Origin of the sequence: Streptomyces griseoaurantiacus (assembly GCF_036189845.1) — a bacterium.
GTDB lineage: Bacteria > Actinomycetota > Actinomycetes > Streptomycetales > Streptomycetaceae > Streptomyces > Streptomyces griseoaurantiacus.
The window spans coordinates 2,497,057-2,521,641 of the sequence record NZ_CP108326.1; the positions used below are offsets into that span (position 1 = coordinate 2,497,057).

Genomic DNA, 24,585 nt, shown 5'->3' on the forward strand with positions numbered 1-24,585 from the left:
CGGCGACCTCCCACGGACGTACACGGACCCGGCGGCCTACCACGGGCGCGGTACGCGGAGGGCCGCGCGGGGCCCGGCGGCGGAACCGGCGGCGCCGGGCCGGGTTCCGGCCGGGGTCAGTGGTAGCCCTGTGCGTGGTCGGGGTGGAAGCTGATGCGCCACTCGCGCGCGCCCGGGCCCGCCATGACGTTGAGGTAGTACATGTCGTGGCCCGGCTGGGCGACGGACGGGCCGTGCCAGCCGTCCGGGACGAGCACGGTGTCGCCCGTGCGGACCTCGGCCAGCAGGTCGGCGCCGCCCTCCCGCGAGGGTGAGACGCGCTGGTAGCCGAAGCCGTTCGGGCCGGCGATCTCGAAGTAGTAGATCTCCTCGAGCCGCGTCTCCTCGCCCGGCCGGTCCTCGTCGTGCTTGTGCGGCGGGTAGGAGGACCAGTTGCCGCCAGGGGTGAGAACCTCCACCGCGATGAGCCGGTCGCAGGCGAAGGCCTCGGCGGAGGCGAAGTTGCGGACGTGGCGGGCGCAGTCGCCGCTGCCCCGGTCCTCGACGGGTACCTCCGGCGCGGGGCCGTAGCGGGCGGGGAGTCGGCGCTCGCACTTCGCTCCTGCCAGGGCGAAGCGGCCTCCCGCGCCGGAGGCGATCTGGGTGTGGGTGTCGCGGGGGACGTACGCGAAGTCGGTGGCGGAGGCGAACACGTCCACGCGTCCCGCCAGGGCGAAGGCCTCGTCCCCGGCGGTGACCGTGCAGCCGCCGTTCAGGGGGACGACGAGCCACTCGGTCTCGCCGGAGTCGAAGGTGTGCGTGCCGCCGGGCGGCAGTTCGAGGACGCGCAGCGCGCTGTACGTCCAGCCGGCCCGCCCCGGGTCGATGTCCAGGGCGTAGGGGCCGTGGGCGGTGCTGCCGTGCGGGAGGTGCAGTCGGCCGGCGTGGCCGGCGTCGCTCGTCGTGCGGCTCATGGGTCCTCGCAGCGGTTCGCCCCGGCGGCCCCCTCGCCCCCGGCTGCACACAGGTCTAGCCGTGGCGCGGGAGCCCTGTCAATCCTTTGTCCGGACATTCGGACGACGTGTCGGGCCACGGGGGACCGCGCGGGCCGAATGCGTCGATTCCGTCACGTCCGTCACCGGGGCGCGATCCGTTCGTCCCAGCACGGTGACAGCGCCTTGCCCGTCGTCACCCTGTGTCGTTCACCCCGCACAGGCTGGGGCCTGTCTGCCAATTCCCGTCGTCCGCCCGGAGGGCGGGCCGGGCGGCGTCAGGTGCGTGCTGTCGGCGTGCCGGCTCCTGCCCCTCGTACTGGTTGTACGTGGGGCAGGGGCCGGCGCGACGAGAGTGCGTGCATGGCGTCGCCCGGCAGACGGGAATTGGCAGACAGGCCCTAGTGATCGCCGAGCGCAGCGCCCGGCTCCCCCGCCGGCCCGTCCGGGCCGCCGCCGGGCGCTCGCGGGGAGGTGCACCGATGACCGAGAACCGCCTCTGGTCGTACAAGGAGATCGCCGCGCACATCAAGGTGCAGCCGGACACCGTGCGTTCCTACCGCAAGCACGGGTTGCTGCCACCGCCCGACCATGTGGAGGGCGGGAAGCCGTACTGGTACGCGGAGACCGTCCGCGCGTGGGTCGCGGCCCGCCCGGGCAACCGGGGGCGGCGGAACCAGTAGGGCACGCGGGCCGACCAGTACCTCGGGAACCGCCCGGGGTACCGGTCGGCCCGTACCGGTGCGGCGGGAGCTTGGCTTCATACCCCCTAGGGGTATATTCTGCGTACCGTAGACCCCATACGTACCGAGTACAGCGACGAGGAGCACCCCATGACTTCCACCGGCGACACCCGTGACGGCGTCACCACCGTCTACAAGGTGAGCGGCATGAGCTGCGGGCACTGCGAAGGTGCCGTCGGCAGCGAGATCTCGGAACTGGACGGGGTCAGCTCGGTCAAGGCCGTCGCCTCCACCGGCGAGGTCACCGTCGTCTCCGCCGCCCCGCTCGAGGAGGCCGCCGTCCGCGCCGCGGTGGACGAGGCCGGATTCGAGCTCGTCGGCACCCTCTGAACGACGGAAGCCGGTACCCCATGACCAGCACCACGACCACCGGACCCGCCACGGGCACCCCGGCGCCGGACGAGGCGTCCCGCGCCGAGGTCGAGCTGCTCATCGGCGGGATGACCTGCGCCTCCTGCGCGGCCCGCGTCGAGAAGAAGCTCAACCGCATGGAGGGCGTCACCGCCACGGTCAACTACGCGACCGAGAAGGCCAAGGTGGCGTACCCGCCCGAGGTCGCCGTCGACGACCTGATCGCGACGGTGGTGAAGACGGGGTACACGGCTGAGGAGAAGCTCCCGCCGCCACCGGAGCCGCTGCCCCGCCCCGGGGCGGCCCCGGAACCCGGCGCAAGGACGGGACCGGACGGCCCCGGCGACGCGCTCGGCTCCCTGCGGCAGCGGCTGCTCACCTCCGCGCTGCTCTCCCTGCCCGTCGTCCTGCTCGCCATGGTTCCCGCGCTGCAGTTCGACAATTGGCAGTGGCTCTCGCTGACGCTCGCCGCGCCCGTCGTCGTCTGGGGCGGACTGCCCTTCCACCGGGCCGCCTACACCAACGTCAGGCACGGCGCGGCCACCATGGACACCCTGGTCTCCCTGGGCACGCTCGCCGCCTTCGGCTGGTCGCTGTGGGCGCTGTTCTGGGGCGACGCCGGGATGCCCGGCATGCGGCACGGCTTCGAGTGGACGGTCTCCCGCACGGACGGGGCGTCGACGATCTACCTGGAGGTCGCCGCCGGGGTGATCACCCTCATCCTGCTCGGCCGTTATCTGGAGGCCCGTTCCAAGCGGCGGGCCGGCGCCGCCCTGCGCGCCCTGCTCGAACTCGGCGCCAAGGACGTGGCCGTGCTGCGGGACGGCCGTGAGGTGCGGATACCGGTGGACGCGCTCGGCGTCGGCGACCGGTTCCTCGTACGGCCGGGCGAGAAGATCGCCACCGACGGGACCGTGGTGGAGGGCTCCTCCGCCGTCGACGCCGCCCTGCTGACCGGCGAGTCGGTGCCTGTGGACGTGACGGTGGGCGACTCGGTCACCGGTGCCACCGTGAACGCCGGGGGGCGGCTCGTGGTCGAGGCCACCCGGGTCGGCGCGGACACCCAGCTCGCGCGGATGGCGCGGCTGGTGGAGGAGGCGCAGAACGGCAAGGCCGAGGTCCAGCGGCTGGCCGACCGGGTCTCCGCGGTGTTCGTGCCCGTGGTGCTGCTGCTCGCGGCCGGCACCTTCGGCGTCTGGCTCGGCGTCACCGGCGACACGGTGGCCGCGTTCACCGCGGCCGTCGCCGTGCTGATCATCGCCTGCCCCTGCGCGCTGGGCCTGGCCACGCCGACCGCGCTGATGGTGGGCACCGGCCGGGGCGCCCAGCTCGGCATCCTGATCAAGGGCCCCGAGGTGCTGGAGTCCACCCGCCGCGTGGACACCGTCGTCCTGGACAAGACCGGCACCGTGACCACCGGACGGATGACCCTCCAGGACGTGTACGTGTCCGGAGGAACGCCCGGAGCAACGGGCGGGGGAACGGACGAGCGGGAGCTGCTGCGGCTCGCGGGCGCCCTGGAGGACGCGTCGGAGCATCCGGTGGCGCGCGCGATCGCCGCGGGCGCCCGGGAACGCCTCCGCACGGCGCACGCCGCCGGCGCGCGGGAGGACGAGGGCGCCCTGCCGCCGGTCGAGCACTTCGAGAACGTTCCCGGGCGCGGGGTGCGCGGCCGGGTGGCGGGCCGCGAGGTGGCGGTGGGCCGTCTCGCCGAGCCGGCGGCCGCGCTGCCGGAGGACCTGGCACGAGCGCGCGCGGCGGCGGAGGCCGAGGGCCGCACGGCCGTGGTGGTCGCCCTCGACGGCAGGCCGGCGGGTGTGCTGGCGGTGGCCGACGCGGTCAAGGAGACCAGCGCCGAGGCCGTCCGGCGGCTGCGCGCGCTGGGCCTGACCCCGGTGCTGCTCACCGGGGACAACCGGGCCGTGGCCGAGGCCGTGGCACGGACCGTCGGCATCGACGAGGTGATCGCCGAGGTGCTCCCCGAGGACAAGGTCGCCGAGGTCCGGCGGCTGCGGGCGGAGGGCCGCACGGTCGCCATGGTCGGTGACGGCGTCAACGACGCGGCGGCGCTGGCCACCGCCGATCTGGGGCTGGCCATGGGCACCGGCACGGACGCCGCGATCGAGGCCGGCGACCTCACCCTGGTCCGCGGCGATCTGCGGGCGGCGGCGGACGCCATCCGGCTGTCCCGGCGGACGCTCGCCACGATCAAGGGCAACCTGGTCTGGGCCTTCGGCTACAACGTGGCGGCGCTGCCGCTGGCGGCGGCCGGGCTGCTGAACCCGATGATCGCGGGGGCGGCGATGGCCTTCTCCTCGGTGTTCGTGGTGACCAACAGCCTCCGGCTGCGCTCCTTCTCCTGAGCCGGGGCCCTCGGCCCCGCGCCACCGCCGCCACGCCCGTGACCTCGGACCTCACCCCGCACTCAGTGATTATTACGATGAGCATTCTTCTGATGACGGGGTAAGAGACCCCCTAGAGTCCGGAGCGCGCCTCACATAAGCTCTTCACAAGGCTCGCGCATCTTCCTTACGCTGGGCCTCGATCGCCATATCGAGGCACTTGCGCACCTTCGGGGGATATGCAAGAGACGCAGATCACAGTGATGCGGATGTAACCATCGAAGGGGTTCGTGGGTCTAAGTTGGCGATGTCAGAAGCGTCTTGGGGGGCGCGACTGACATCTGGGGATGTCTTGGGGGACGTTCCCGGAAAGAGGTGCCTTCTGCTCGAGACGGGCCCGTGGCCGGTCGAGGGCCGGAGGAAGCGTTGCCGGGGCACGTACACCGGGGAGCTTTGAGCGGCCCTCCCGCGCGTGCGCGTCCCGGCAGGCGATGAACAACACGCGGCGCGAGCCGCGGACACAGTGGCACGGCGGGTTCTGCTCGTTGTGCTCACAGCGATTCAGGCGCTGTCCTCAAGGCGCCCGGCCGGATCCCGTGGGGGGAATCCGTACCGGGACACGGGAAGGCGCCCTGGTCGCCGGCCCGTGGGGGGACCGGTGCACCAGGGCGCCTTCTGTCTTGTCCGCGTGCGCGCGAAAGGCCGCGCGCGGTTCCCCGCGCCCCCGTACGAGGGCGCGGGGAACCGGAGATCAGCGCTCCTCGACCGGAACGAAGTCGCGCTCGACGACGCCCGTGTAGATCTGGCGCGGGCGGCCGATGCGGGAGCCGGGCTCCTTGATCATCTCGGTCCACTGGGCGATCCAGCCCGGGAGCCGGCCGAGGGCGAACAGGACCGTGAACATCTCGGTCGGGAAGCCCATCGCCCGGTAGATGAGACCGGTGTAGAAGTCGACGTTCGGGTACAGCTTGCGCTCGGTGAAGTAGTCGTCGGAGAGCGCGTGCTCCTCCAGCTTGAGCGCGATGTCCAGCAGCTCGTCGGACTTGCCGAGCGCGGAGAGCACGTCGTGCGCGGCGGCCTTGATGATCTTGGCGCGCGGGTCGAAGTTCTTGTAGACCCGGTGGCCGAAGCCCATCAGGCGGACGCCGTCCTCCTTGTTCTTCACCTTGCGGATGAAGGTGTCGACGTCGCCGCCGGACTCCTGGATGCCCGTGAGCATCTCCAGGACGGACTGGTTGGCGCCGCCGTGCAGCGGGCCCCACAGGGCGGAGATGCCGGCGGAGATCGAGGCGAACATGTTCGCCTGCGAGGAGCCGACCAGACGCACGGTGGAGGTGGAGCAGTTCTGCTCGTGGTCCGCGTGCAGGATGAGCAGCTTGTCCAGCGCGGAGACGACGACCGGGTCGAGGTCGTACTCCTGGGCCGGCACGGAGAACGTCATGCGCAGGAAGTTCTCGACGTAGCCGAGATCGTTGCGCGGGTAGACGAACGGGTGACCGATCGACTTCTTGTACGCGTAGGCCGCGATCGTCGGAAGCTTGGCGAGCAGGCGGATCGTGGAGAGGTCGCGCTGCTTCTCGTCGAAGGGGTTGTGGCTGTCCTGGTAGAACGTGGACAGCGCGGAGACCACCGAGGACAGCATGGCCATCGGGTGGGCGTCGCGCGGGAAGCCCTTGTAGAAGTTCTTGACGTCCTCGTGCAGCAGCGTGTGCTGGGTGATCTCGTTCTTGAACGTGGAGAGCTCGTCCACGGTAGGCAGCTCACCGTTGATGAGCAGGTAGGCGACCTCCAGGAAGGTCGACCGCTCGGCGAGCTGCTCGATCGGGTAGCCGCGGTACCGGAGGATGCCCTGCTCGCCGTCGAGATAGGTGACGGCGGATTTGTAGGCGGCGGTGTTGCCGTAACCGCTGTCCAGGGTCACCAGCCCGGTCTGGGCGCGGAGCTTGCCGATGTCGAAGCCCTTGTCGCCGACGGTGCTGTCGACCACCGGGTAGGTGTATTCGCCGTCGCCGAACCGCAGTACTACAGAGTTGTCGCTCACGTCTTCCCTCACCCGACGTAGTGCCTCATCTTCGAGGTGCCCTGACTGTCTCTACCATCCCCCATTCGGCGCAGAAGCGTGCACTCGGGGTCGGCCGTTGGGCTCATCGACGGCACTGAGTGCCGCCAACCTGCTCATCCTGCCCCCTTCGCTTCGGTTGCGGAAGTGCTCTGTGACCTTCGTGACTCATTTGATCGATCATTTGTGAGGACGATGTGCCCGGAGGGCCTCCGTGACGTCCCTAGGCCGTCTCAGGGCCGCGTCACCCCGTGCCACCCGGGAGGCGGGAACCGGCGAGGCGGAAGTCCAGCGCGGTGCACCGGCGGCCCGCCGAGACCGTGCGCACCGCCTGGCCGATCGCCTTGCGGGAGCCGACGAGGACGACGAGCCGCTTGGCCCGGGTGACCGCCGTGTAGAGCAGGTTGCGCTGGAGCATCATCCAGGCGCCGGTGGTCACCGGGATGACGACCGCCGGGTACTCGCTGCCCTGGGAGCGGTGGATGGTCACGGCGTAGGCGTGCGCCAGCTCGTCCAGCTCGTCGAAGTCGTAGGGCACCTCCTCGTCCTCGTCGGTGAGCACCGTCAGACGCTGCTCGACCGGGTCGAGGGAGGTGACCACGCCGACGGTGCCGTTGAAGACGCCGTTCTCGCCCTTGTCGTAGTTGTTGCGGATCTGGGTGACCTTGTCGCCGACGCGGAACACCCGGCCGCCGAACCGCTTCTCGGGCACGTCGGGGCGCCCCGGGGTGACGGCCTGCTGGAGCAGCCCGTTGAGCGTGCCCGCGCCGGCCGGGCCCCGGTGCATGGGCGCGAGCACCTGCACGTCCCGCCGGGGGTCGAGGCCGAACTTCGCCGGGATGCGGCGGGCGGCGACGTCGACGGTGAGCCGCCCGGTCTCCTCGGTGTCGTCCTCGACGAAGAGGAAGAAGTCCTTCATGCCGTCCGTGACGGGGTGCTGTCCGGCGTTGATGCGGTGCGCGTTGGTGACGACGCCGGACTGCTGGGCCTGGCGGAAGACCCGGGTGAGCCGCACGGCGGGGACCGGGCCGCCCTCGGCCAGCAGGTCCCTGAGCACCTCCCCGGCGCCCACGCTGGGAAGCTGGTCGACGTCCCCGACGAAGAGCAGGTGGGCGCCCGGGGGCACGGCCTTGACCAGCTTGTTGGCGAGCAGCAGGTCCAGCATCGACGCCTCGTCGACGACGACCAGGTCGGCGTCGAGCGGGCGCTCCCGGTCGTAGGCCGCGTCACCGCCGGGCTTGAGCTCCAGCAGCCGGTGCACGGTGGACGCCTCGGCGCCGGTCAGCTCGGCGAGCCGCTTGGCGGCCCGTCCGGTGGGCGCGGCGAGCACGACCTTCGCCTTCTTGGCGCGCGCCAGCTCCACGATCGAGCGGACGGTGAAGGACTTGCCGCAGCCGGGTCCGCCGGTGAGCACGGCGACCTTCCGCGTCAGCGCGAGCTTGACGGCGGCCTCCTGCTCGGGCGCGAGTTCGACCCCCGTGCGCGCTCTCAGCCAGCCGAGCGCCTTGTCCCAGGCGACGTCCGCGAAGCCGGGCATCCGGTCCTCCTCGGCGCGCATCAGCCGCAGGGTCTGCCCGGCGAGGGAGAGTTCGGCGCGGTGGAACGGCACGAGGTAGACGGCGGTGGCGTCTTGGCCGTCGGGTCCCGGGACCTTCTCGCGGACGACGCCGGGGTCGCCGTCCGGGTCCTCCGGCTCGGCGGCCAGTTCGCCGAGGCACTCGATGACGAGTCCGGTGTCCACCTGGAGCAGCTTCACCGCGTCGGCGATCAGCCGTTCCTCGGGGAGGTAGCAGTGCCCCTGGTCGGTGGCCTGCGAGAGGGCGTACTGCAGTCCGGCCTTCACCCGCTCCGGGCTGTCGTGCGGGATGCCGACGGACTGGGCGATCTTGTCGGCGGTGAGGAAGCCGATGCCCCACACGTCGGCGGCGAGCCGGTAGGGCTGGTTCTTCACCACGGAGATGGAGGCGTCGCCGTACTTCTTGTAGATGCGCACGGCGATGGAGGTGGACACCTCCACGGTCTGCAGGAAGAGCATGACCTCCTTGATCGCCTTCTGCTCCTCCCAGGCGTCGGCGATCTTTTTCGTCCGCTTGGGGCCGAGCCCCGGCACCTCGATGAGCCGCTTGGGCTCCTCCTCGATGATCGTCAGGGTGTCGATGCCGAAGTGCTGGGTGATCCGGTCGGCGAAGACCGGTCCGATGCCCTTGACCAGTCCGGAACCCAGATAGCGCCGGATGCCCTGGACGGTGGCGGGCAGGACGGTCGTGTAGTTCTCCACGAGGAACTGCTTGCCGTACTGCGGGTGCGAGCCCCAGCGCCCCTCCATCCGCAGGGACTCCCCCACCTGGGCACCGAGCAGCGCGCCGACGACGGTCAGCAGGTCGCCGGCGCCTCTGCCGGTGTCGACGCGGGCGACCGTGTAGCCGTTCTCCTCGTTGGCGTACGTGATCCGCTCCAGGACGCCTTCGAGGACGGCGAGCCGCCGCTCACCGGGGGCCGCGGGGGGCTGCGAGGACATGATCCGACGGTACCGGTGGGGTGTGACAGGACGGCCGGAGGGACGGTGAAGACGGCCGGGACTTTGCCGGGGGAACGGCGGGACGCCCCGGCCCCCGCCCGGGACGTCCGACTGCCCGCGGGTCGGGGGAGGTTCCGGTCAGCCGCGCACATGCAGCCCGAATCCGGTGCGGCCCGCGGGTTCCAACCCTTCCTTCAGCTGCAGCGACGGGATCTCGTAGTCGCCGAAGTTCTGCGGGCGGAACGGGATCGGTTCGGTCGACTCCAGGGTGAGCAGCCGCCGCTCCCACGCCTTGGCGGCGTCCGCGTACTCCTCGTCGGTCATCCGGTCGGTGCCGTGCAGCACGAACGGCGGCAGTGGCTCGATGCCCGGGTAGTAGAGGATGCCGTGATGGATCGGGAACAGCAGGTCGTCGATGGGTCCGTTGATCCCGCGTGCGGCGTAGTGCGCCTCCGGGCCGCCGACGGTCACCGACAGCAGGGCCTTCCTGCCCGCCAGCGTGCCTTCCCCGTAGCGCTCCCCGTACCTGGTGTCACTGTGCTCCCCGACGCCGTACGCGAAGCGGTAGGTGAAGACGCGGTCGACCCAGCCCTTGAGGATCGCGGGCATCGAGTACCACCACAGCGGGAACTGGAAGATGACCGTGTCGGACCACAGGAGCTTCTCCTGCTCGGCGCGGACGTCCTGGGTGAGCGTCCCGGCCTCGAAGGCCCGGCCCGAGTCCCGGGCGACCAGGAGCCGGTCCGAGACCTCGGGGCCGTAGTCCGCGGCGTCCACCACCGCCTTCCAGTGCATCGCGTACAGGTCGCTCACCCCCACCTCGTGACCGGCGGCCTCGAGGGTGGACACGGCGAGGTCCTTCAGTGAGCCGTTGAGCGACTTCGGCTCGGGGTGGGCATGGACGATCAGCGTTTTCACGGGAACTCCTCCGCATCGGACGCGCCCTCGGATCGGGACGCCTCGGATTCTGGGCGCCACGACGGCCGACTTTCAGGGGCGCAGCCACCGTCGGACGGGACTTCCTGGTATCGGCAGGACCACTGTCCCGGGCACGGTCCGCGCCCATACTGGGCGTCATGGACGATCTCGCGGGCTTCCTGCGGACCCGGCGTTCCCGGGTCGATCCGGCGGCCGTCGGCATCGCCACCGACAGCCGCCGCCGGGTCGACGGACTGCGCCGCGAAGAGGTCGCGCACCTGTCCGGTGTCAGCGTCGACTACTACGTGCGCCTGGAGCAGGGGCGCGCGACCCAGCCCTCCGAGCAGGTCCTCGACGCGCTCGCCCGCGTCCTCGGCCTCGACGGGATCGAACGCGAGCACCTCGGCCGGCTCGCCCGCCGGCGCCGGCGCCGGGCGAAGGCGCCGAGCGGGCGGATGCGGCCCGAAGTGCTGCGCGTCCTCGATCTGGTCGCCGACGCGCCCGCGCTGATCATGGATCACCGCCTGGACGTGCTCGCCGGCAATCACCTCGCCGCACTCCTCTACGGACGGCCGTTGCGTGGTCTGAACACGGCGCGGCACATCTTCCTCGAGGAGGCGGAGCGCGGCCTCTACGCCGACTGGGAGAAGTGCACCCTCGACGTGGTCGGCCACCTGCGCCTGGCCGCCGGCCAGTACCCGGAGGATCGCCGGCTGGCCTCGCTCATCGGCGAGCTGGCGATGGGCAGCGAGCGCTTCCGCCGCCTCTGGGCCCGCGCGGACGTGCGCGCCCGCACCCATGGGCGCAAGGCGTACCGGCACCCGCTGGTCGGTCTGCTGGAGCTGCACCAGGAGAACTTCGCCCTGCCCGACGACTCGGGCATGGAGCTGCTGGTGCTGTCGGCCGCTCCCGGCAGTCCCACCGAGGACGGGCTGCGCCTGCTCGCGGGGCTGGGCAGGGACAGCGCCGCGGCGCATCCCCCGGCGCAGGTCCGGGTGCGCGACTGACGCAGCGGCGCGGCGTGGACCCACCGCGCGTACGGGGCGGCTCCCCGGGGTCGCGCACCGCGTGCGGCCCGGTGCCCCGGCCGCGGCGCCCGGCGCGGGCCCGTGGGGGCTGACCGGCGTTCACCCGCCCGGGGCCGCTCGTACCCCGCCGACGCGCTCGCTGGCGCACGCGGGCGACTCCTCGCGGCCCCCTTGGCCACCCTCAGCGGTCACGGCGGTCACGATTGCGCATCGGGCCCGGCCCATGCCTTGATTCCGCTCGTGTAATCGTTTCCAATCCTCCGTGTAATCGATTCCACGAGGAGGTGGAACGCGATGGCGAGCATCAAGGACGTCGCCGCGCGGGCCGGGGTGTCCGTCGCCACGGTGTCCCGCGTCCTGAACGGGCACCCTTCCGTCAGCACGGACGCGCGGGCCCGGGTCCTGGGCGCCGTCGAGACGCTGGGCTACCGTCCCAACGCCGTCGCCCGGTCGCTGCGCACCGACCAGACCCGCACGCTCGGCCTGGTCATCAGCGACGTGATGAACCCCTACTTCACCGAACTGGCCCGCTCCGTCGAGGAGGAGGCCCGCGCGCTCGGGTACAGCGTGATCATCGGGAACGCCGACGAACGGCCGGACCTCCAGGACCACCATGTGCGGACCCTGCTGGACCGGCGCATCGACGGCCTGCTCGTCTCACCGACCGACGGCGGCTCCCCGCTGATGGTCGACGCCGTGCGGGCCGGCACCCCGATGGTCTTCGTCGACCGCTGGATCAAGGGCCTCGACGTGCCCGTGGTGCGCTCCGACGGACGGGCCGCCGTGCGCGCGCTCGTCGCCCACCTGCACGGGCTGGGGCACCGGCGGCTCGCGATCATCGCGGGCCCCGCGGCCACCACCACCGGCCGGGAGCGCGTGACGGCCTTTCAGGAGGCGCTCGCCGAGTACGGACTCCCACTGCCCGCGGAGTACGTCGGGCAGGGCGACTTCCAGGCCGCCAGCGGCCGCCGGGCCACCGAGCGCTTCCTCGACCTGGCCGAACCGCCCGAGGTCGTGTTCGCCGCCGACAACCTGATGGCGCTCGGCGCGCTGGACGCGGTCCGCGCGCGCGGGCTGCGGGTCCCCGAGGACCTCGCGCTCGCCGCCTTCGACGACATCCCCTGGTTCGTGCACACCGATCCGCCGGTCACGGCGGTCGCCCAGCCGACGGGTGAGCTGGGGCGGGCCGCCGTGCGCGCGCTCGTCGACCGGATCGGCGGCGGGCCCGGCGAGTCCGTCACCCTCCCCGCCCGGCTGGTCGTGCGCCGCTCCTGCGGCGAACCGGCGCCCCCGCCTGCCCCGGCCCCCACCCCCACAGCTTCCCCGTCCCCCGTACGAAGGAGTACGCCGTGAGCAGCCCGGACGAGTTGCTGCGCATCGAGGGCATCCGCAAGACCTTCCCCGGCGTGGTCGCGCTCGACGGCGTCGACTTCGACCTGCGCCGGGGAGAGGTGCACGTGCTCCTCGGTGAGAACGGCGCCGGCAAGAGCACGCTGATCAAGATGCTCTCCGGTGCCTACACGCCCGACGCCGGCCGGATCGTGGTCGACGGCGAGGAGGTGCGCATCAACGGTGCGCAGGACTCCGAGCGGCTCGGGATCGCCACCATCTACCAGGAGTTCAACCTTGTCCCCGATCTGACGGTGGCCGAGAACGTCTTCCTGGGGCGGCAGCCGCGCCGCTTCGGGATGATCGACCGCAAACGGATGGAGGCGGACGCCGAGGTCCTGCTCAAGCGGGTCGGGCTGGACGTCCCGCCCGGGGCGCGGGTGCGCGAACTCGGCGTCGCCCGGCTGCAGATGGTCGAGATCGCCAAGGCGCTCAGTCTGGACGCGCGGGTCCTCGTCATGGACGAGCCGACCGCCGTGCTGACCTCCGAGGAGGTCGAGCGGCTCTTCGCCATCGTGCGGCGGCTGCGCGAGGACGGCGTCGGCATCGTGTTCATCACCCACCACCTGGAGGAGATCGCCGCCCTCGGCGACCGGGTCACCGTCATCCGGGACGGCCGGAGCGTGGGCCGGGTGCCCGCGCGCACGCCCGAGGACGAGCTGGTCCGGCTCATGGTCGGACGCTCCATCGAGCAGCAGTACCCCCGGGCACGCCCCGAGACCGGCGAGGCGCTCCTCACCGTGGAGGGGCTCACCCGCGAGGGTGTCTTCCACGACGTCGGGTTCGAGGTGCGGGCCGGTGAGGTCGTCGGCATCGCGGGGCTCGTCGGGGCCGGGCGGACCGAGGTCGCCCGTGCCGTGTTCGGGGCCGACCCGTACGACGCCGGCGCCGTCCGCGTCGAGGGCGCGCCGCTGCGGCGGCACGACGTGAACGCCGCGATGGCGGCCGGGATCGGGCTGGTCCCGGAGGACCGCAAGGGCCAGGGGCTCGTGCTGGACGCCTCGGTGGAGGAGAACCTCGGCCTGGTCACCATGCGGTCCGCGACCCACGCCGGGCTGGTCGACCGCAAGGGGCAGCGGGCCGCCGCCGCCCGCGTCGCCGGGCAGCTCGGGGTGCGGATGGCCGGGCTCGGCCAGCACGTGCGCACGCTGTCCGGCGGCAACCAGCAGAAGGTCGTCATCGGCAAGTGGCTGCTCGCCGACACCAAGGTGCTCATCCTCGACGAGCCGACGCGCGGTATCGACGTCGGCGCCAAGGTCGAGATCTACCAGCTCGTCAACGAACTGACGGCCGCCGGTGCCGCCGTGCTGATGATCTCCAGCGATCTGCCGGAGGTGCTCGGCATGAGCGACCGGGTGGTGGTCATGGCGCAGGGGCGGGTCGCCGGTGAACTCACCGCCGCCGAGGCCACCCAGGACACGGTGATGGCCCTCGCCGTCAGCACCCCCCACGACTCCGGCGACACCCGCCGCGACAACGGAACGGAGGCCACCGGTGGCCACTGACACGCTCAAGAGCAAGCCGGGCGCGCAGGGCGGCGCCACGGCCGGCCTGCGCAGGCTGCTCCTCGACAACGGCGCGCTGACCGCGCTGATCGTCCTGGTCATCGCCATGTCGGCGCTGTCCGGGGACTTCCTGACCACGGACAACCTGCTCAACGTCGGCGTCCAGGCCGCCGTGACCGCGATCCTCGCCTTCGGCGTCACCTTCGTGATCGTCTCGGCGGGCATCGACCTGTCGGTCGGCTCGGTGGCCGCGCTCTCGGCGACCGTGCTCGCCTGGTCCGCGACCTCCCACGGCGTGCCGGTGGTGCTCGCCGTGGTCCTGGCGGTGGCCACCGGTGTGGCGGCCGGGCTGGTGAACGGTTTCCTCATCGCCTACGGCAAGCTCCCGCCGTTCATCGCGACCCTCGCGATGCTGTCGGTGGGCCGCGGTCTGTCGCTGGTCGTCTCCGGCGGCTCCCCGATCCCCTTCCCCGACTCGGTCTCGCACCTCGGCGACACCCTCGGCGGATGGCTGCCGGTGCCGGTGCTGGTCATGGTGGTCCTCGGCCTCGTCGCCGCGCTGATCCTCGGCCGCACCTACATCGGCCGCTCGATGTACGCCATCGGCGGCAACGAGGAGGCGGCCCGGCTGTCCGGGCTGCGGGTGAAGAAGCAGAAGCTCGCCATCTACGCCCTCTCGGGCCTGTTCGCGGCCGCCGCGGGCATCGTGCTGGCCGCCCGGCTGTCCTCGGCGCAGCCGCAGGCCGCCGACGGCTACGAGCTGGACGCGATCGCCGCGGTCGTCATCGGCGGCGCCTCCCTCGCCGGCGGCACCGGCAAGGCCTCGGGCACGCTCATCGGCGCGCTGATCCTCGCGGTGCTGCGCAACGGCCTCAACCTGCTGTCGGTGTCCGCGTTCTGGCAGCAGGTCGTCATCGGTGTCGTCATCGCGCTGGCCGTGCTGCTGGACACCGTGCGGCGCAAGGCGGGGGCGAGCACGCCGGCGGCGGGCGCCGGGAGCCCGGGCGGCCGGCGGAAGCAGGCGGCGACGTACGTCCTGGCGGCCGTGGTCACCGTGGCGGTCGTGGGCGCGACCTCCTTCCTGCACGGCGGGTCCGGTTCCGCGAACCCGAAGGTCGGGCTGTCGCTGTCCACGCTCAACAACCCGTTCTTCGTGCAAATCCGGTCCGGCGCGCAGGCGGAGGCGAAGAAGCGGGGCGTGGACCTCACCGTCACCGACGCGCAGAACGACGCCTCCCAGCAGGCCAACCAACTGCAGAACTTCACCAGTTCGAGCTACGGGGCGGTCATCGTCAACCCGGTCGACTCGGATGCGGCGGGACCGGCCGTGCGCGCCGCCGACAAGGCGGACATCCCCGTCGTCGCCGTCGACCGCGGCGTCAACAAGGCGAAGACCGAGACCCTGGTGGCCTCCGACAACGTGGCCGGCGGCGAGCTGGCCGCGAAGACGGTCGCCGAGAAGCTCGGCGGCAGCGGGAAGATCGTGATCCTCCAGGGGCAGGCGGGCACCTCCGCCGCCCGGGAGCGCGCCGAGGGCTTCGCCGAGGGGCTGAAGGCGTACCCCGGCATCAAGGTGCTCGCCGAGCAGCCCGCGGACTTCGACCGCACCAAGGGGCTCGACGTGATGTCCAACCTGCTCCAGGCCCACCCCGACGTGGAGGGCGTCGTCGCGGCCAACGACGAGATGGCGCTCGGCGCGATCAAGGCGCTGGGCTCGAAGGCGGGCCGGTCGGTGGCCGTGGTCGGCTTCGACGGCACGCCGGACGGCCTGAAGGCGGTGAAGGACGGCACGCTGTACGCGTCCGTGGCGCAGCAGCCCTCGCAGCTCGGGCGGATCGCGGTGGACAACGCGCTGCGGGCGCTCGACGGCAAGAAGGTCGACGCGACGGTGAAGGTGCCGGTGAAGGTGGTCACGAGGAAGAACGTCGCCGGGTTCGCCGGCTGACGTTCCGGCTGACGGACCACCGTGCGCGGAGCGGGCGACCGTTCCCCTACAGGGAGACGATGCATGTACGACTACGACCTGCTGGTCGTGGGCTCGGCCAACGCCGATCTGGTGATCGGGGTCGAGCGGCGGCCCGGGGCCGGGGAGACGGTCCTCGGCTCGGACCTCGCCGTCCACCCGGGCGGCAAGGGCGCCAACCAGGCCGTCGCCGCCGCCCGCCTCGGGGCCCGTACGGCCCTGCTGGCCCGGGTCGGCGAGGACGGGCACGGGCGGCTGCTGCTGGACTCGCAGGCCGAGTCCGGGGTCGACACGGCGGGGGTGCTGGTCGGCGGGGCGCCCACCGGGGTCGCGCTGATCACGGTGGACCCCTCCGGGGACAACAGCATCGTGGTCTCCCCCGGCGCCAACGCGCGGCTGACCCCGGCCGACGTCCGCGCGGCCGAGGGTCTGCTGCACGCCTCCCGGGTCGTCTCGGCGCAGTTGGAGATCCCGCTGGAGACGGTCGTGGAGGTGGTGCGGAACCTGCCGGAGGACACCAGGTTCGTGCTGAACCCCTCGCCGCCGCGGGCGCTGCCGCCGGAGGTCCTCGCGGCCTGCGATCCGCTGATCGTCAACGAGCACGAGGCGCGGGTCGTCGCGGGCGGGGCCGGGCTGGGCGGCACGCCCGAGGACTGGGCGCGGGCGCTGCTGGCGCTGGGGCCGCGCTCGGTCGTGGTGACGCTCGGCGCGGCGGGCGCGGTGGTCGCCGAGGGCACGGGAGCCCCGGTGCGGGTGCCCTCGGTGAAGGTCGAGGCGGTGGACACCACGGGCGCGGGCGACGCGTTCACCGCCGCGCTGGCCTGGCGGCTCGGGGCGGGCGAGTCCCTGGCCCGGGCGGCGGCGTACGCGGCGCGGGTGGGCGCGGCGGCGGTCACCCGGGCCGGGGCGCAGGTCTCGTTCCCGACGGCGCGGGAGGTGGCGGCGCTGTGAAGCGCGCCGGGATACTCAACCGCCACCTCGCCGGCGCCCTCGCGGAGCTGGGGCACGGGGACGGGGTGCTGGTGTGCGACGTCGGGATGCCGATCCCGCCCGGACCCCGCGTGGTCGACCTGGCCTTCCGGGCCGGGGTCCCGGCCTTCGCCGAGGTGCTGGACGGGCTCCTGGAGGAACTGGTGGTGGAGGGGGCGCTCGCTGCGGAGGAGGTCGACGCGGCGAACCCGGCCGCGGCCGCCCTGCTCCGGCACCGCCTCGCGGACCTGGGCCCGGGCCTGCAACTGGTGCCGCACGCCCGGCTGAAGGAGCTGTCGGCGGGGGCCCGCCTGGTGGTGCGCACGGGCGAGGCCCGCCCGTACGCGAACGTGCTGCTGCGGTGCGGGGTGTTCTTCTAGGGCCTGTCTGCCGGACGAGAGGGGCCGGCGGCGCGCGCACGTTGAGGGGCCCGGTCGTCGACCGGGCCCCTCGTGCCTCCCCGTGTCAGAACCCCCGCGGATCCCCCCAGATCCTCCCCCCAGTGGTCCTGATGCCAAGTACGACCCGTCACGGGCGCCGACGGTTGCACGGACGTCCAAGATTTTTTTCGGGGCGTCCGGCCGGGGTCCGTCGTTCGGATCAGGCCGGCTGGGAGGCGCCGTGCGCATGCGACCCGACCCGTGCCGGACCCCGCGACGCCGGAATGATCCGAGCGAGGGGCCCTGGCTCGTTCACACGTGCGGGCGGCGGCCGTGTTCCTGGGGCGGGTAGGACTGGTCGGCGCCCGGGAGCGTCGGTTCCGGCAGGGTGGCCACCTCCTCCTTGGCCTTCTCCAGCTGCTCGGCGGTGTCCTCGGGCAGCCGGGGCGGGCGCCGGTGGGCGGAGCGGAAGCGGAAGGCGGAGGTGAGGTCGCCGAAGGTCTCGCGGCGCCAGTCGCTGATGTTGGGCTCGGCCACTCCGGTGAACTTTTCCAGGAACTGGAGCACGGAGGTGTGGTCGAAGGGCTCCGAGGCGACCCAGCCGCCCACGGTCCACGGTGAGATGACGACGGCGGGCACCCGGAAGCCGCCGCCGATGGGCAGCCCCTGCACGAACTCGTCCTTGGTGCCCTCGGGCGGGGTGGGCGGCGGGACGTGGTCGAACAGCCCGTCGTTCTCGTCGTAGTTGAGGATGAAGGCGGTCTTGCGCCACACCTTCGGGTTGGACGCGATCGCCTCGATCTTGGAGGCGACGAAGTCGGCGCCGGCGGCGGGCAGGTAGTCCGGGTGCTCGGACTGGTGGCTGGTCGGGATGATCCAGGAGACGGCGGGGAGGCGGTCGTTGCGGGCGTCCTCCTCGAAGGTGCCCTCGGGCTGCGGGCGCATCCCGCGCTCGTAGAGGTCGGAGCCGGGCTGGGCCTCGCGGAAGGCGGCGAACTGCTCCAGCAGGTTGCAGCCGTAGTCGTCGTCCTGCTGGTAGACCTTCCAGCTCACCCCGGCCGCCTGGAGCCGCTCGGCGTACGTGGTCCAGCGGTAGGGCGTGGGCGCCTTGTTGGTGAGGATCGGGCCGCCCCGCGTGCCGCCGGGGTCGAGGGTGCCGGTCATCCAGTACAGCCGGTTGGGCCAGGTGGGGCCGAAGACCGAGCAGAAGTAGGCGTCGCAGACGGTGAACGTCTCGGCGAGGGCGAACTGGAAGGGGATGTCCTCGCGGGTGTAGTAGCCCATGACGTAGGGGCCGTTGACGCCGTCGGCCTTGCGGTGGGCCGGCAGCCACCGGTCCATCTTCCCGCCGTTCCACGCCTCGTGCTGCACGGTCCAGGCGTGGCTGGTGGAGGGGATGGCCTGGGCGCTGGAGGCGTGGGTGTCGAGGTGGAAGGGGAGCAGGTAGCCGCGCGGGTTCTGGGTGTCGGGCTGGAAGAAGACGGAGCGGCCGGTGTCGAGCTTCAGCGCGCGCGGGTCGTGGAAGCCGCGGACGCCGGAGAGGGTGCCGAAGTAGTGGTCGAAGGAGCGGTTCTCCTGCATCAGCAGGACGACGTGCTCGATGTCGCGCAGGGAGCCGTGCTTCGGGGGGCCGGCGGCGACGGCCTTCTGGACGCTCGGGGGCAGGAGGGTGAGGGCGGCGGCGCCGCCGAGGCCGGCGGCGGCGGAGCCGAGGAGTCTGCGGCGGGTGAGCGGCGGGGTCATGCGGTGCCCTTTCGTGTCGTCGGGCGGTGCGGTGACGGGGGCGCGCCCCGCCGTTCACTGTGCGCGCGGACGGCGATCGTTGTCAGGGTCATGAGGTGAACTTGGCGCCAACGTTCCGTAGCCGCGGGGGCGCCGGACCGTGCCCGCCGCGCCCGCGCGCCCCGTCCCGCAAGGGCTCGCGTCCCTTCGGGCCCCGCGCGCCCCTCACCGGGGAGCGAAGTGGCGCGGTGGCGCACGCGGGCTTGATGTGGCCGCTCCCGTCCCACGGCGGAACCGCGCACCCGTCCGGACCCGCCGTCCCGCGAGGCGCGCCCTTCCCGTGTGCGCCACATCTTGACTGGAAGTTAGTTTCCGGTTATTCGTGGGCCCACGGAAGTTTCCTTCAGTGGATCGCTCTCCGGAAGGAGCGCACGTGCCCGACTTCAGTACGGCCCGGACGGACGCCGCCGATCCGCTCAGACCCGGCGAGCCCGTCGAGCCCCCCGCACGGCGTACCGTCCTCGCCGCCACCGCGGGACTCACCGCCACCCTCGCCCTCGGCTCCCTCGGCAGCGGGCGCGCCCACGCCGACGTCCCGCACGAGGACCGGCTGCGCGCCCTGATCTCCCGGATGACCCTGGAGGAGAAGGTCGGCCAGCTCTTCGTGATGCGGGCCTACGGCCACTCGGCCACCGACCCCGACCAGGCCGACATCGACGCCAACCTCGAGGAACTCGGCGTCCGCACCGCCGCCGAGCTGGTGGAGAAGTACCACGTCGGCGGGATCATCTACTTCACCTGGGCGCACAACACCCGCGACCCTCGGCAGATCGCCGCGCTCTCCAACGGCATCCAGAAGGCCTCCCTCGCCCGGCCCCGCGGCCTGCCGGTGCTCATCGCCACCGACCAGGAGCACGGCATCGTCGCCCGCGTGGGCAGACCCGCCACCCTGCTGCCCGGCGCGATGGCCCTCGGCGCGGGCGGCTCCCGCGCCGACGCCCGCACGCTCGGGCGGATCTCCGGCACCGAGCTGCGCGCGCTCGGCATCCGCCAGGACTACTCCCCCGTCGCCGACGTGAACGTCAACCCGGCCAACCCGGTGATCGGCGTACGGTCCTTCGGCGCCGACCCGGAGGCGGTGGCCGGGATGGTCGCCGCCGAGGTGAAGGGCTATCAGTCGGCGGGGGTCGCGGCGACCGCCAAGCACTTCCCCGGGCACGGCGACACGGCCGTCGACAGCCACACCGGTTTCCCCGTCATCACCCACAGCCGCGAGGAGTGGGAGGCGCTGGACGCCGTGCCGTTCCGGGCGGCGATCCGGGCCGGCATCGACTCGATCATGACCGCGCACCTGATGTTCCCCGCGCTCGACGACGCCGGCGACCCCGCCACCCTCTCCCGCCCGATCCTCACCGGCATCCTGCGCGGACAGCTCGGCTACGACGGCGTGGTCGTGACCGACTCCCTCGGCATGGAGGGCGTGCGGACCAAGTACGGCGACGACCGCGTCCCCGTCCTCGCGCTCAAGGCGGGCGTCGACCAGCTCCTCAACCCGCCCTCCATCGACGTCGCCTTCCACGGCGTCCTCGACGCGATCCACACGGGCGAGCTGACCGAGGAACGCCTCGACGCCTCGCTGCTGCGCATCCTCCGGCTGAAGGCGAAGCTGGGCCTGTTCGGCGAGCCGTACGTCACCGGCCCGGGCGTGGACCGCGCGGTGGGCACCGAGGCCCATCTGCGCACCGCCGACCGCCTCGCGGACCGGACGACCACGCTGCTGGTCAACGAGCGGGGTCTGCTGCCGCTGTCCCGCCGCACCCACCGCCGGGTGCTGGTGGTGGGCGCGGACCCGGCCTCCCCCTCGGGCACCGACGGCCCTCCCACCGGCGTCCTCGCCGGCGCCCTGGCCGAACTCGGCTTCTCCGCCGCCGCGCTGTCCACGGGCACCGCGCCCTCGGCGGCGACGATCGACAGGGCCGTGACGGCGGCCGAGGGCGTGGACGCGGTCGTCGTCACGACGTACAACGTGACGGCGGGCAGCGCCCAGGCCACCCTGGTGCGGCGGCTGGCCGCGACCGGGGTGCCGGTGATCGCGGTCGCCGTCCGCAACCCCTACGACGTCGCCCACCTCCCCGAAGCCGACGCCGTCCTGGCCTCGTACGCCTGGACGGACGTCGAGGTCCGCGCGGCGGCCCGGGTCCTGGCGGGCCGGGTCCGTCCGCGCGGACGCCTGCCGGTGGCCGTGGCGCGGGCGGACGACCCCGACCGGACCCTCTACCCGATCGGGTACGGCCTGGGGTACTGAAGAGCCCGCGCCCGGGGGCGGCGGGGCGGGGTACGGGCGCGCCACGGGGGACGCGCCCGCACCCCGCGCACGGCCCAGGGTCTGTCTGACAATTCCGTCGTCCGGCCGACGCGCGGCAGGCGCGAATTGTCGGACAGACCCTAAGGCCGCAGTCCTCGCTCCTGGCCTCGGCGGTCAAGCCGCGCGTCGAACGGTGCCAGCGGCCTCGCCGTCGTCTCGCCGCTCGCCACCTTCGCCGGGGCGACGCCCGCCCAGCTCAGGATGCGGGCGGTCGCCAGGTCCTTCTGCCCGGCGGGCAGCCCGGCCACGTTGGCGCCGTGGTTCATCCCGGGCGCCGTGAAGACGTAGGAGTCCGCGGCCCCCGCGCCGACCCGGAACCGCTCCGCGCCCCAGGGGTCGTTCTCCCCGTAGACGAACAGCATGTGCCGCGCGTGATGCCGCACCCACCGGTCCACGTCCGGCATGGCGCCCCGGTCGAAGCGCATCGGGATGGAGCGCGGGACGAAGTTCCGGGGCGGCTGGTACCCGTACCGGATCAGGCTCTTCTCGATGTACGGGAAGTGGATCGTGGGCGCCCCGAGCTGGGTGCCCGCCTGGTAGTAGTACGGCGTGTACGGCTCGAGGCCCTGGTCGGCGTAGGCGGAGAAGCCGGAGATGTCGTCGACGGAGTCCCAGATCTCCTCGTCCGTCGCGGACGAGGCGCGGGCCGGGATGCTGTCGCAGTCCGACAGCGAGCTGTACTGCCAGAAGCCCCACGCGTAGTCGAGGACGACCGCCTCGTAGGCGCGGTCGAGGCCGCCTATGGTCTCGAAGGTGTAGCCGTTGTCCGCGGCGTGGTCGGCGTACCTCTTCTCCAGCGCGGTGCGCCGCACCAGGGCCTCCCGCTGGACGCCCTCCAGGCGCGCGCGGCAGTCGGCCGTGCCGACGGACCGGAAGAAGCGGTCGTAGGCGGAGTCCTCGTCGTTGACGACGTCGTTGGGCGCGACGTACGCGACGACGCCGTCCATGTCGTGCGGGAAGAACCGCTCGTAGTAGGTGGCGGTCATGCCGCCCTTCGAGCCGCCCGTGGCGATCCAGCGCTGGGTGTATATGCGCTTCAGGGCGGTGAAGACGCGGTGCTGGTCGGTGGCCGCCTGCCGGATGTCCAGCTTGGACCAGTCGGCGGGCGCGGGCCGCGAGGGGGTGAAGTAGCGGTATTCCAGGGAGACCTGGTTGCCGTCCACGATGCGGGTCGGCTCGCTGCGGCTCGGGGTGGTGGAGACGTTGTAGCCGCCGGTGAAGAAGACCGTCGGCCGGGAGACGTCCTTGTGCAGCACGGTGATCCGCTGCCGGAACGTGCCTCGCCGGGGATGCCGGTGGTCGACCGGCTGGGTGTAGTCGAGGACGAAGAAGCGGTACCCGGTGTACGGCTTCTCCTCGATGAGGCTCATGCCGGGGATGGCGAGCAGCCGGTCCTTGATGTCCGTTCCGGCGGCCCGGTCGGCGGTGGTGCCGGCGGCCGGTGGGGCGGCGGTGGCCGTGCCCGCCGCACCCAGCGTGCCGATCAGCACGGTGAGCGCCAGCAGCCATCTGAGCGCCTTGCGCATGCATCCTCCTGTGGGGTTCAGATGTCCGCCGGAACCTAGCGGAGCAACTGACCGCGCACCAGAGGTGCTTGCCTCACGGCGGGTTCAGCAGAGGATCCAGCCGGAGCTGACGGACCCGGAGTTCACCGCGCCCCGGATCCGGACGCAGCGGTGGCCCGCGTGCACGTTGACGGGGCCCGCGTGATGGGTGAAGCGGCCCTTGTCGACGACCGCGCGGCTGCCGCGCGCCTGGACGCTCACCGACATCGTCTTCTTGCCGCTCTTCTTCTTGGGATAGGTCAGGGCGCAGACGTATTTGCCGCTGCGGAACACCTGGACGGAGCCGGTGCTGAAGGACAGGGTGCGCACCTTGTGGCCGGGGCAGAGGGCGGTGGCGGCGCCGGCCGGGGTGGGAGCGGCCAGGGCGAGGAGTCCGGTCGCGGTCAGGACGGTCAGGCCGAGTGCGGCGGTTCGGCGTATGGCGCCGCGGTCCACGGGGAACGTCCTTTCGAGGCCAGGGGGATGCGTCCGTACAGGTGTACGGACGCACGGCGGGTGGAAGTGGTTGCGTTCGGGTCGGGCCGGTGCGCCCGGGGAGCTCCCGCCCCGCCGCGCCTTCTCCCATCAGGGGCGCCCCGACGGGGCCCCTCTGGTGACGCTTCCCGCTCGAGAACGCACGGGCCGCTCGTACCTCTTTCCCGTCGGAGCATTGATACCTCAAGGACGCGACATAGAGTCTCTGGATGCCTTCTCTGCGCGCACTGGAATGCCTCATCGCTGTCGCGGACACCGGTTCGATCACGCAGGCCGCATTGCTGCTGCACTCCTCGCAACCGGCCGTGTCCCACCAGATCGCCTCACTGGAGCGCGAGGCCCGCACGGCCCTGCTGCGCCGCGAGGCGCGGGGGGTCAGGCTCACCGCCGCGGGGCGGGTCGCCGTCGCCGACGCCCGGCGGGCGGTCGAGGCGGCCACCGCCGCCGTTCGGTCGGCCAGGGCGACGGGAGAAGCCGGGGGCGGGCTGCTGCGGATCGCCTGCGCGCAGAGCCTCACCGTTCCCCTGCTCGCCCCGGTGCTCCGCGACTGGCGCCGGCATCACCCGAACGTGGCCATCACCCTGCATGAACTCGCCGTCATGGACGAGGCACTGAGGCTGGTCGAGTCCGACGACGTCGACGTCGCGGTGCTGCCGGACCCCCCGTCCGACCGTTTCCAGGTCACCGCCGTCGCCGAGGAGGAGATCGTCCTGGCCGCGCCCACCGGCCACCCACTGGCCCAGCGGGCCTCCGTGCGGATCCAGGACCTCGATGGTGCGCCGCTCGTGCACTACACGGCGCACAACCGCCTCGGCGCGTGGCTCGACCGATCCCTCGCCCGGGCCGGGGTCCGGCCGGAGACGGTCGTGCGGACCTCCGTCACCGCTACGGCACCTCAGCTCGCCGCCGTCGGACTGGGGGTCGCGGTCTGTCCGGTGAGTGCGATCAGTGCGGGCTTCCCGGGCGTGGTCCGGCCGTTCTCGCCGCGGTGGACCAGACAGCTGATGGCGGTGACCTCTGCCGACACCGATCCGCTCGTCGCACGGTTCGTCGCGGGACTGCGCCGTCACGGAGTGCGGGTTCCCCGCAGCGTAAGGACGCAGCTCGACGAAGGCGCCGCGGTCGCGGGCGAGTGACCACGGACGCTCCAGGACCTTCACAGGATCCGGGGCCCGAGGGCAGGCGCGGGCGCGGGCGGAGGCATCCAAGATTTCTTGGTCACGCCGTCCATCTATGAATGGTTTCGAGGGAACAGCGGGCAGGGCCTGATCGCTGCACCTCACATGGCCTCCCGCCCGCCTCGAGTGGGAAGCGTCCCGCACC

The 24,585-nt window shown here is 72.5% G+C and carries 18 protein-coding genes; 11 read left to right on the plus strand and 7 right to left on the minus strand.

Translation table 11 applies throughout. From position 1 onward, the window contains the following. Positions 1-116: 116 nt before the first annotated feature. Positions 117-953 (minus strand): 5-deoxy-glucuronate isomerase, encoded by an 837-nt coding sequence (iolB, locus tag OHB09_RS11075; protein WP_319117195.1) that lies wholly within the window; start codon positions 951-953, stop codon positions 117-119. 500 nt (positions 954-1,453) lie between these two features. Here iolB and OHB09_RS11080 point away from each other — a divergent pair, with 500 nt between their 5' ends. The 3 genes from OHB09_RS11080 (at position 1,454) to OHB09_RS11090 (ending at position 4,428) form a co-directional block, all read left to right on the plus strand. Further along, positions 1,454-1,654 carry a helix-turn-helix transcriptional regulator gene (locus tag OHB09_RS11080; RefSeq protein ID WP_040895516.1) on the plus strand — a complete coding sequence of 67 codons (201 nt, stop codon included), beginning with the start codon at positions 1,454-1,456 and terminating at the stop codon, positions 1,652-1,654. 150 nt (positions 1,655-1,804) lie between these two features. After that, positions 1,805-2,044 carry a heavy-metal-associated domain-containing protein gene (locus OHB09_RS11085; RefSeq protein ID WP_006140561.1) on the plus strand — a complete coding sequence of 80 codons (240 nt, stop codon included), beginning with the start codon at positions 1,805-1,807 and terminating at the stop codon, positions 2,042-2,044. 20 nt (positions 2,045-2,064) lie between these two features. Next, a complete protein-coding gene (locus OHB09_RS11090) occupies positions 2,065-4,428 on the plus strand; it encodes a heavy metal translocating P-type ATPase (RefSeq protein WP_319351097.1) in 2,364 nt (787 codons plus the stop codon). Between the two features lie 730 nt (positions 4,429-5,158). Here the strand turns inward: OHB09_RS11090 and OHB09_RS11095 are convergent. From OHB09_RS11095 to OHB09_RS11105, 3 genes are all read right to left on the minus strand, one after another. Further along, positions 5,159-6,448: a citrate synthase gene (locus OHB09_RS11095; RefSeq protein ID WP_040895435.1), complete on the minus strand. Its 1,290-nt coding sequence runs from the start codon at positions 6,446-6,448 to the stop codon at positions 5,159-5,161. A gap of 262 nt (positions 6,449-6,710) precedes the next feature. Then, entirely contained in the window at positions 6,711-8,984 is a 2,274-nt protein-coding gene (gene recD2 / locus OHB09_RS11100; protein WP_328921912.1) for an SF1B family DNA helicase RecD2, read from the minus strand. A gap of 138 nt (positions 8,985-9,122) precedes the next feature. Then, on the minus strand, positions 9,123-9,902 hold the full coding sequence (locus OHB09_RS11105; RefSeq protein WP_328921913.1) for an NAD(P)H-dependent oxidoreductase: 780 nt from the start codon (positions 9,900-9,902) through the stop codon (positions 9,123-9,125). Positions 9,903-10,060: 158 nt separating this feature from the next. Here OHB09_RS11105 and OHB09_RS11110 point away from each other — a divergent pair, with 158 nt between their 5' ends. From OHB09_RS11110 to rbsD, 6 genes are all read left to right on the plus strand, one after another. Further along, entirely contained in the window at positions 10,061-10,909 is an 849-nt protein-coding gene (locus OHB09_RS11110; RefSeq protein WP_328921914.1) for a helix-turn-helix transcriptional regulator, read from the plus strand. A gap of 315 nt (positions 10,910-11,224) precedes the next feature. Then, a complete protein-coding gene (locus OHB09_RS11115; RefSeq protein ID WP_006140569.1) occupies positions 11,225-12,283 on the plus strand; it encodes a LacI family DNA-binding transcriptional regulator in 1,059 nt (352 codons plus the stop codon). Next, on the plus strand, positions 12,280-13,824 hold the full coding sequence (locus OHB09_RS11120) for a sugar ABC transporter ATP-binding protein (protein WP_319351095.1): 1,545 nt from the start codon (positions 12,280-12,282) through the stop codon (positions 13,822-13,824). Before OHB09_RS11115 ends, OHB09_RS11120 begins: the two co-directional genes overlap by 4 nt. Further along, positions 13,814-15,769, plus strand: a complete 1,956-nt coding sequence (locus tag OHB09_RS11125) for an ABC transporter permease/substrate-binding protein (protein ID WP_093589233.1) — start codon at positions 13,814-13,816, stop codon at positions 15,767-15,769. The genes OHB09_RS11120 and OHB09_RS11125 overlap by 11 nt, the downstream gene beginning before the upstream one ends. 63 nt (positions 15,770-15,832) lie before the next feature. Beyond that, positions 15,833-16,738: a ribokinase gene (locus tag OHB09_RS11130; protein WP_234551738.1), complete on the plus strand. Its 906-nt coding sequence runs from the start codon at positions 15,833-15,835 to the stop codon at positions 16,736-16,738. Further along, complete coding sequence (gene rbsD / locus OHB09_RS11135) at positions 16,735-17,136, plus strand: D-ribose pyranase (protein WP_093589230.1); 402 nt, start codon at positions 16,735-16,737, stop codon at positions 17,134-17,136. The genes OHB09_RS11130 and rbsD overlap by 4 nt, the downstream gene beginning before the upstream one ends. Before the next feature lie 312 nt (positions 17,137-17,448). Here rbsD and OHB09_RS11140 read toward each other — a convergent pair whose 3' ends face one another. After that, positions 17,449-18,879 (minus strand): alkaline phosphatase family protein, encoded by a 1,431-nt coding sequence (locus OHB09_RS11140; RefSeq protein WP_006140574.1) that lies wholly within the window; start codon positions 18,877-18,879, stop codon positions 17,449-17,451. A 412-nt stretch (positions 18,880-19,291) separates the two neighbouring features. On the opposite strand from OHB09_RS11140, the gene OHB09_RS11145 reads away from it, so the two are divergent. After that, the gene (locus OHB09_RS11145) at positions 19,292-21,163 is read left to right on the plus strand and encodes a glycoside hydrolase family 3 protein (RefSeq protein ID WP_234525558.1); all 1,872 of its coding nucleotides are present in this window, start codon (positions 19,292-19,294) and stop codon (positions 21,161-21,163) included. A gap of 140 nt (positions 21,164-21,303) precedes the next feature. On the opposite strand, the gene OHB09_RS11150 is transcribed toward OHB09_RS11145, so the two are convergent. Further along, positions 21,304-22,749 carry a S28 family serine protease gene (locus OHB09_RS11150; protein ID WP_191890129.1) on the minus strand — a complete coding sequence of 482 codons (1,446 nt, stop codon included), beginning with the start codon at positions 22,747-22,749 and terminating at the stop codon, positions 21,304-21,306. An 84-nt stretch (positions 22,750-22,833) separates the two neighbouring features. Continuing rightward, the gene (locus OHB09_RS11155) at positions 22,834-23,223 is read right to left on the minus strand and encodes a hypothetical protein (protein ID WP_006140577.1); all 390 of its coding nucleotides are present in this window, start codon (positions 23,221-23,223) and stop codon (positions 22,834-22,836) included. Positions 23,224-23,471: 248 nt separating this feature from the next. Between OHB09_RS11155 and OHB09_RS11160 the strand changes: the two genes are divergently transcribed. Continuing rightward, positions 23,472-24,398 (plus strand): LysR family transcriptional regulator, encoded by a 927-nt coding sequence (locus OHB09_RS11160; protein WP_191890128.1) that lies wholly within the window; start codon positions 23,472-23,474, stop codon positions 24,396-24,398. Positions 24,399-24,585 lie beyond the last annotated feature (187 nt).

What these genes read in the sequence shown, in the direction of transcription:
- iolB (WP_319117195.1), bottom strand. Translation starts at nt 953, where the DNA reads ATGAGCCGCACGACGAGCGACGCCGGCCACGCCGGCCGACTGCACCTC.
- OHB09_RS11080 (WP_040895516.1), top strand. Translation starts at nt 1,454, where the DNA reads ATGACCGAGAACCGCCTCTGGTCGTACAAGGAGATCGCCGCGCACATC.
- OHB09_RS11085 (WP_006140561.1), top strand. Translation starts at nt 1,805, where the DNA reads ATGACTTCCACCGGCGACACCCGTGACGGCGTCACCACCGTCTACAAG.
- OHB09_RS11090 (WP_319351097.1), top strand. Translation starts at nt 2,065, where the DNA reads ATGACCAGCACCACGACCACCGGACCCGCCACGGGCACCCCGGCGCCG.
- recD2 (WP_328921912.1), bottom strand. Translation starts at nt 8,984, where the DNA reads ATGTCCTCGCAGCCCCCCGCGGCCCCCGGTGAGCGGCGGCTCGCCGTC.
- OHB09_RS11110 (WP_328921914.1), top strand. Translation starts at nt 10,061, where the DNA reads ATGGACGATCTCGCGGGCTTCCTGCGGACCCGGCGTTCCCGGGTCGAT.
- OHB09_RS11115 (WP_006140569.1), top strand. Translation starts at nt 11,225, where the DNA reads ATGGCGAGCATCAAGGACGTCGCCGCGCGGGCCGGGGTGTCCGTCGCC.
- OHB09_RS11130 (WP_234551738.1), top strand. Translation starts at nt 15,833, where the DNA reads ATGTACGACTACGACCTGCTGGTCGTGGGCTCGGCCAACGCCGATCTG.
- OHB09_RS11140 (WP_006140574.1), bottom strand. Translation starts at nt 18,879, where the DNA reads ATGACCCCGCCGCTCACCCGCCGCAGACTCCTCGGCTCCGCCGCCGCC.
- OHB09_RS11150 (WP_191890129.1), bottom strand. Translation starts at nt 22,749, where the DNA reads ATGCGCAAGGCGCTCAGATGGCTGCTGGCGCTCACCGTGCTGATCGGC.
- OHB09_RS11160 (WP_191890128.1), top strand. Translation starts at nt 23,472, where the DNA reads ATGCCTTCTCTGCGCGCACTGGAATGCCTCATCGCTGTCGCGGACACC.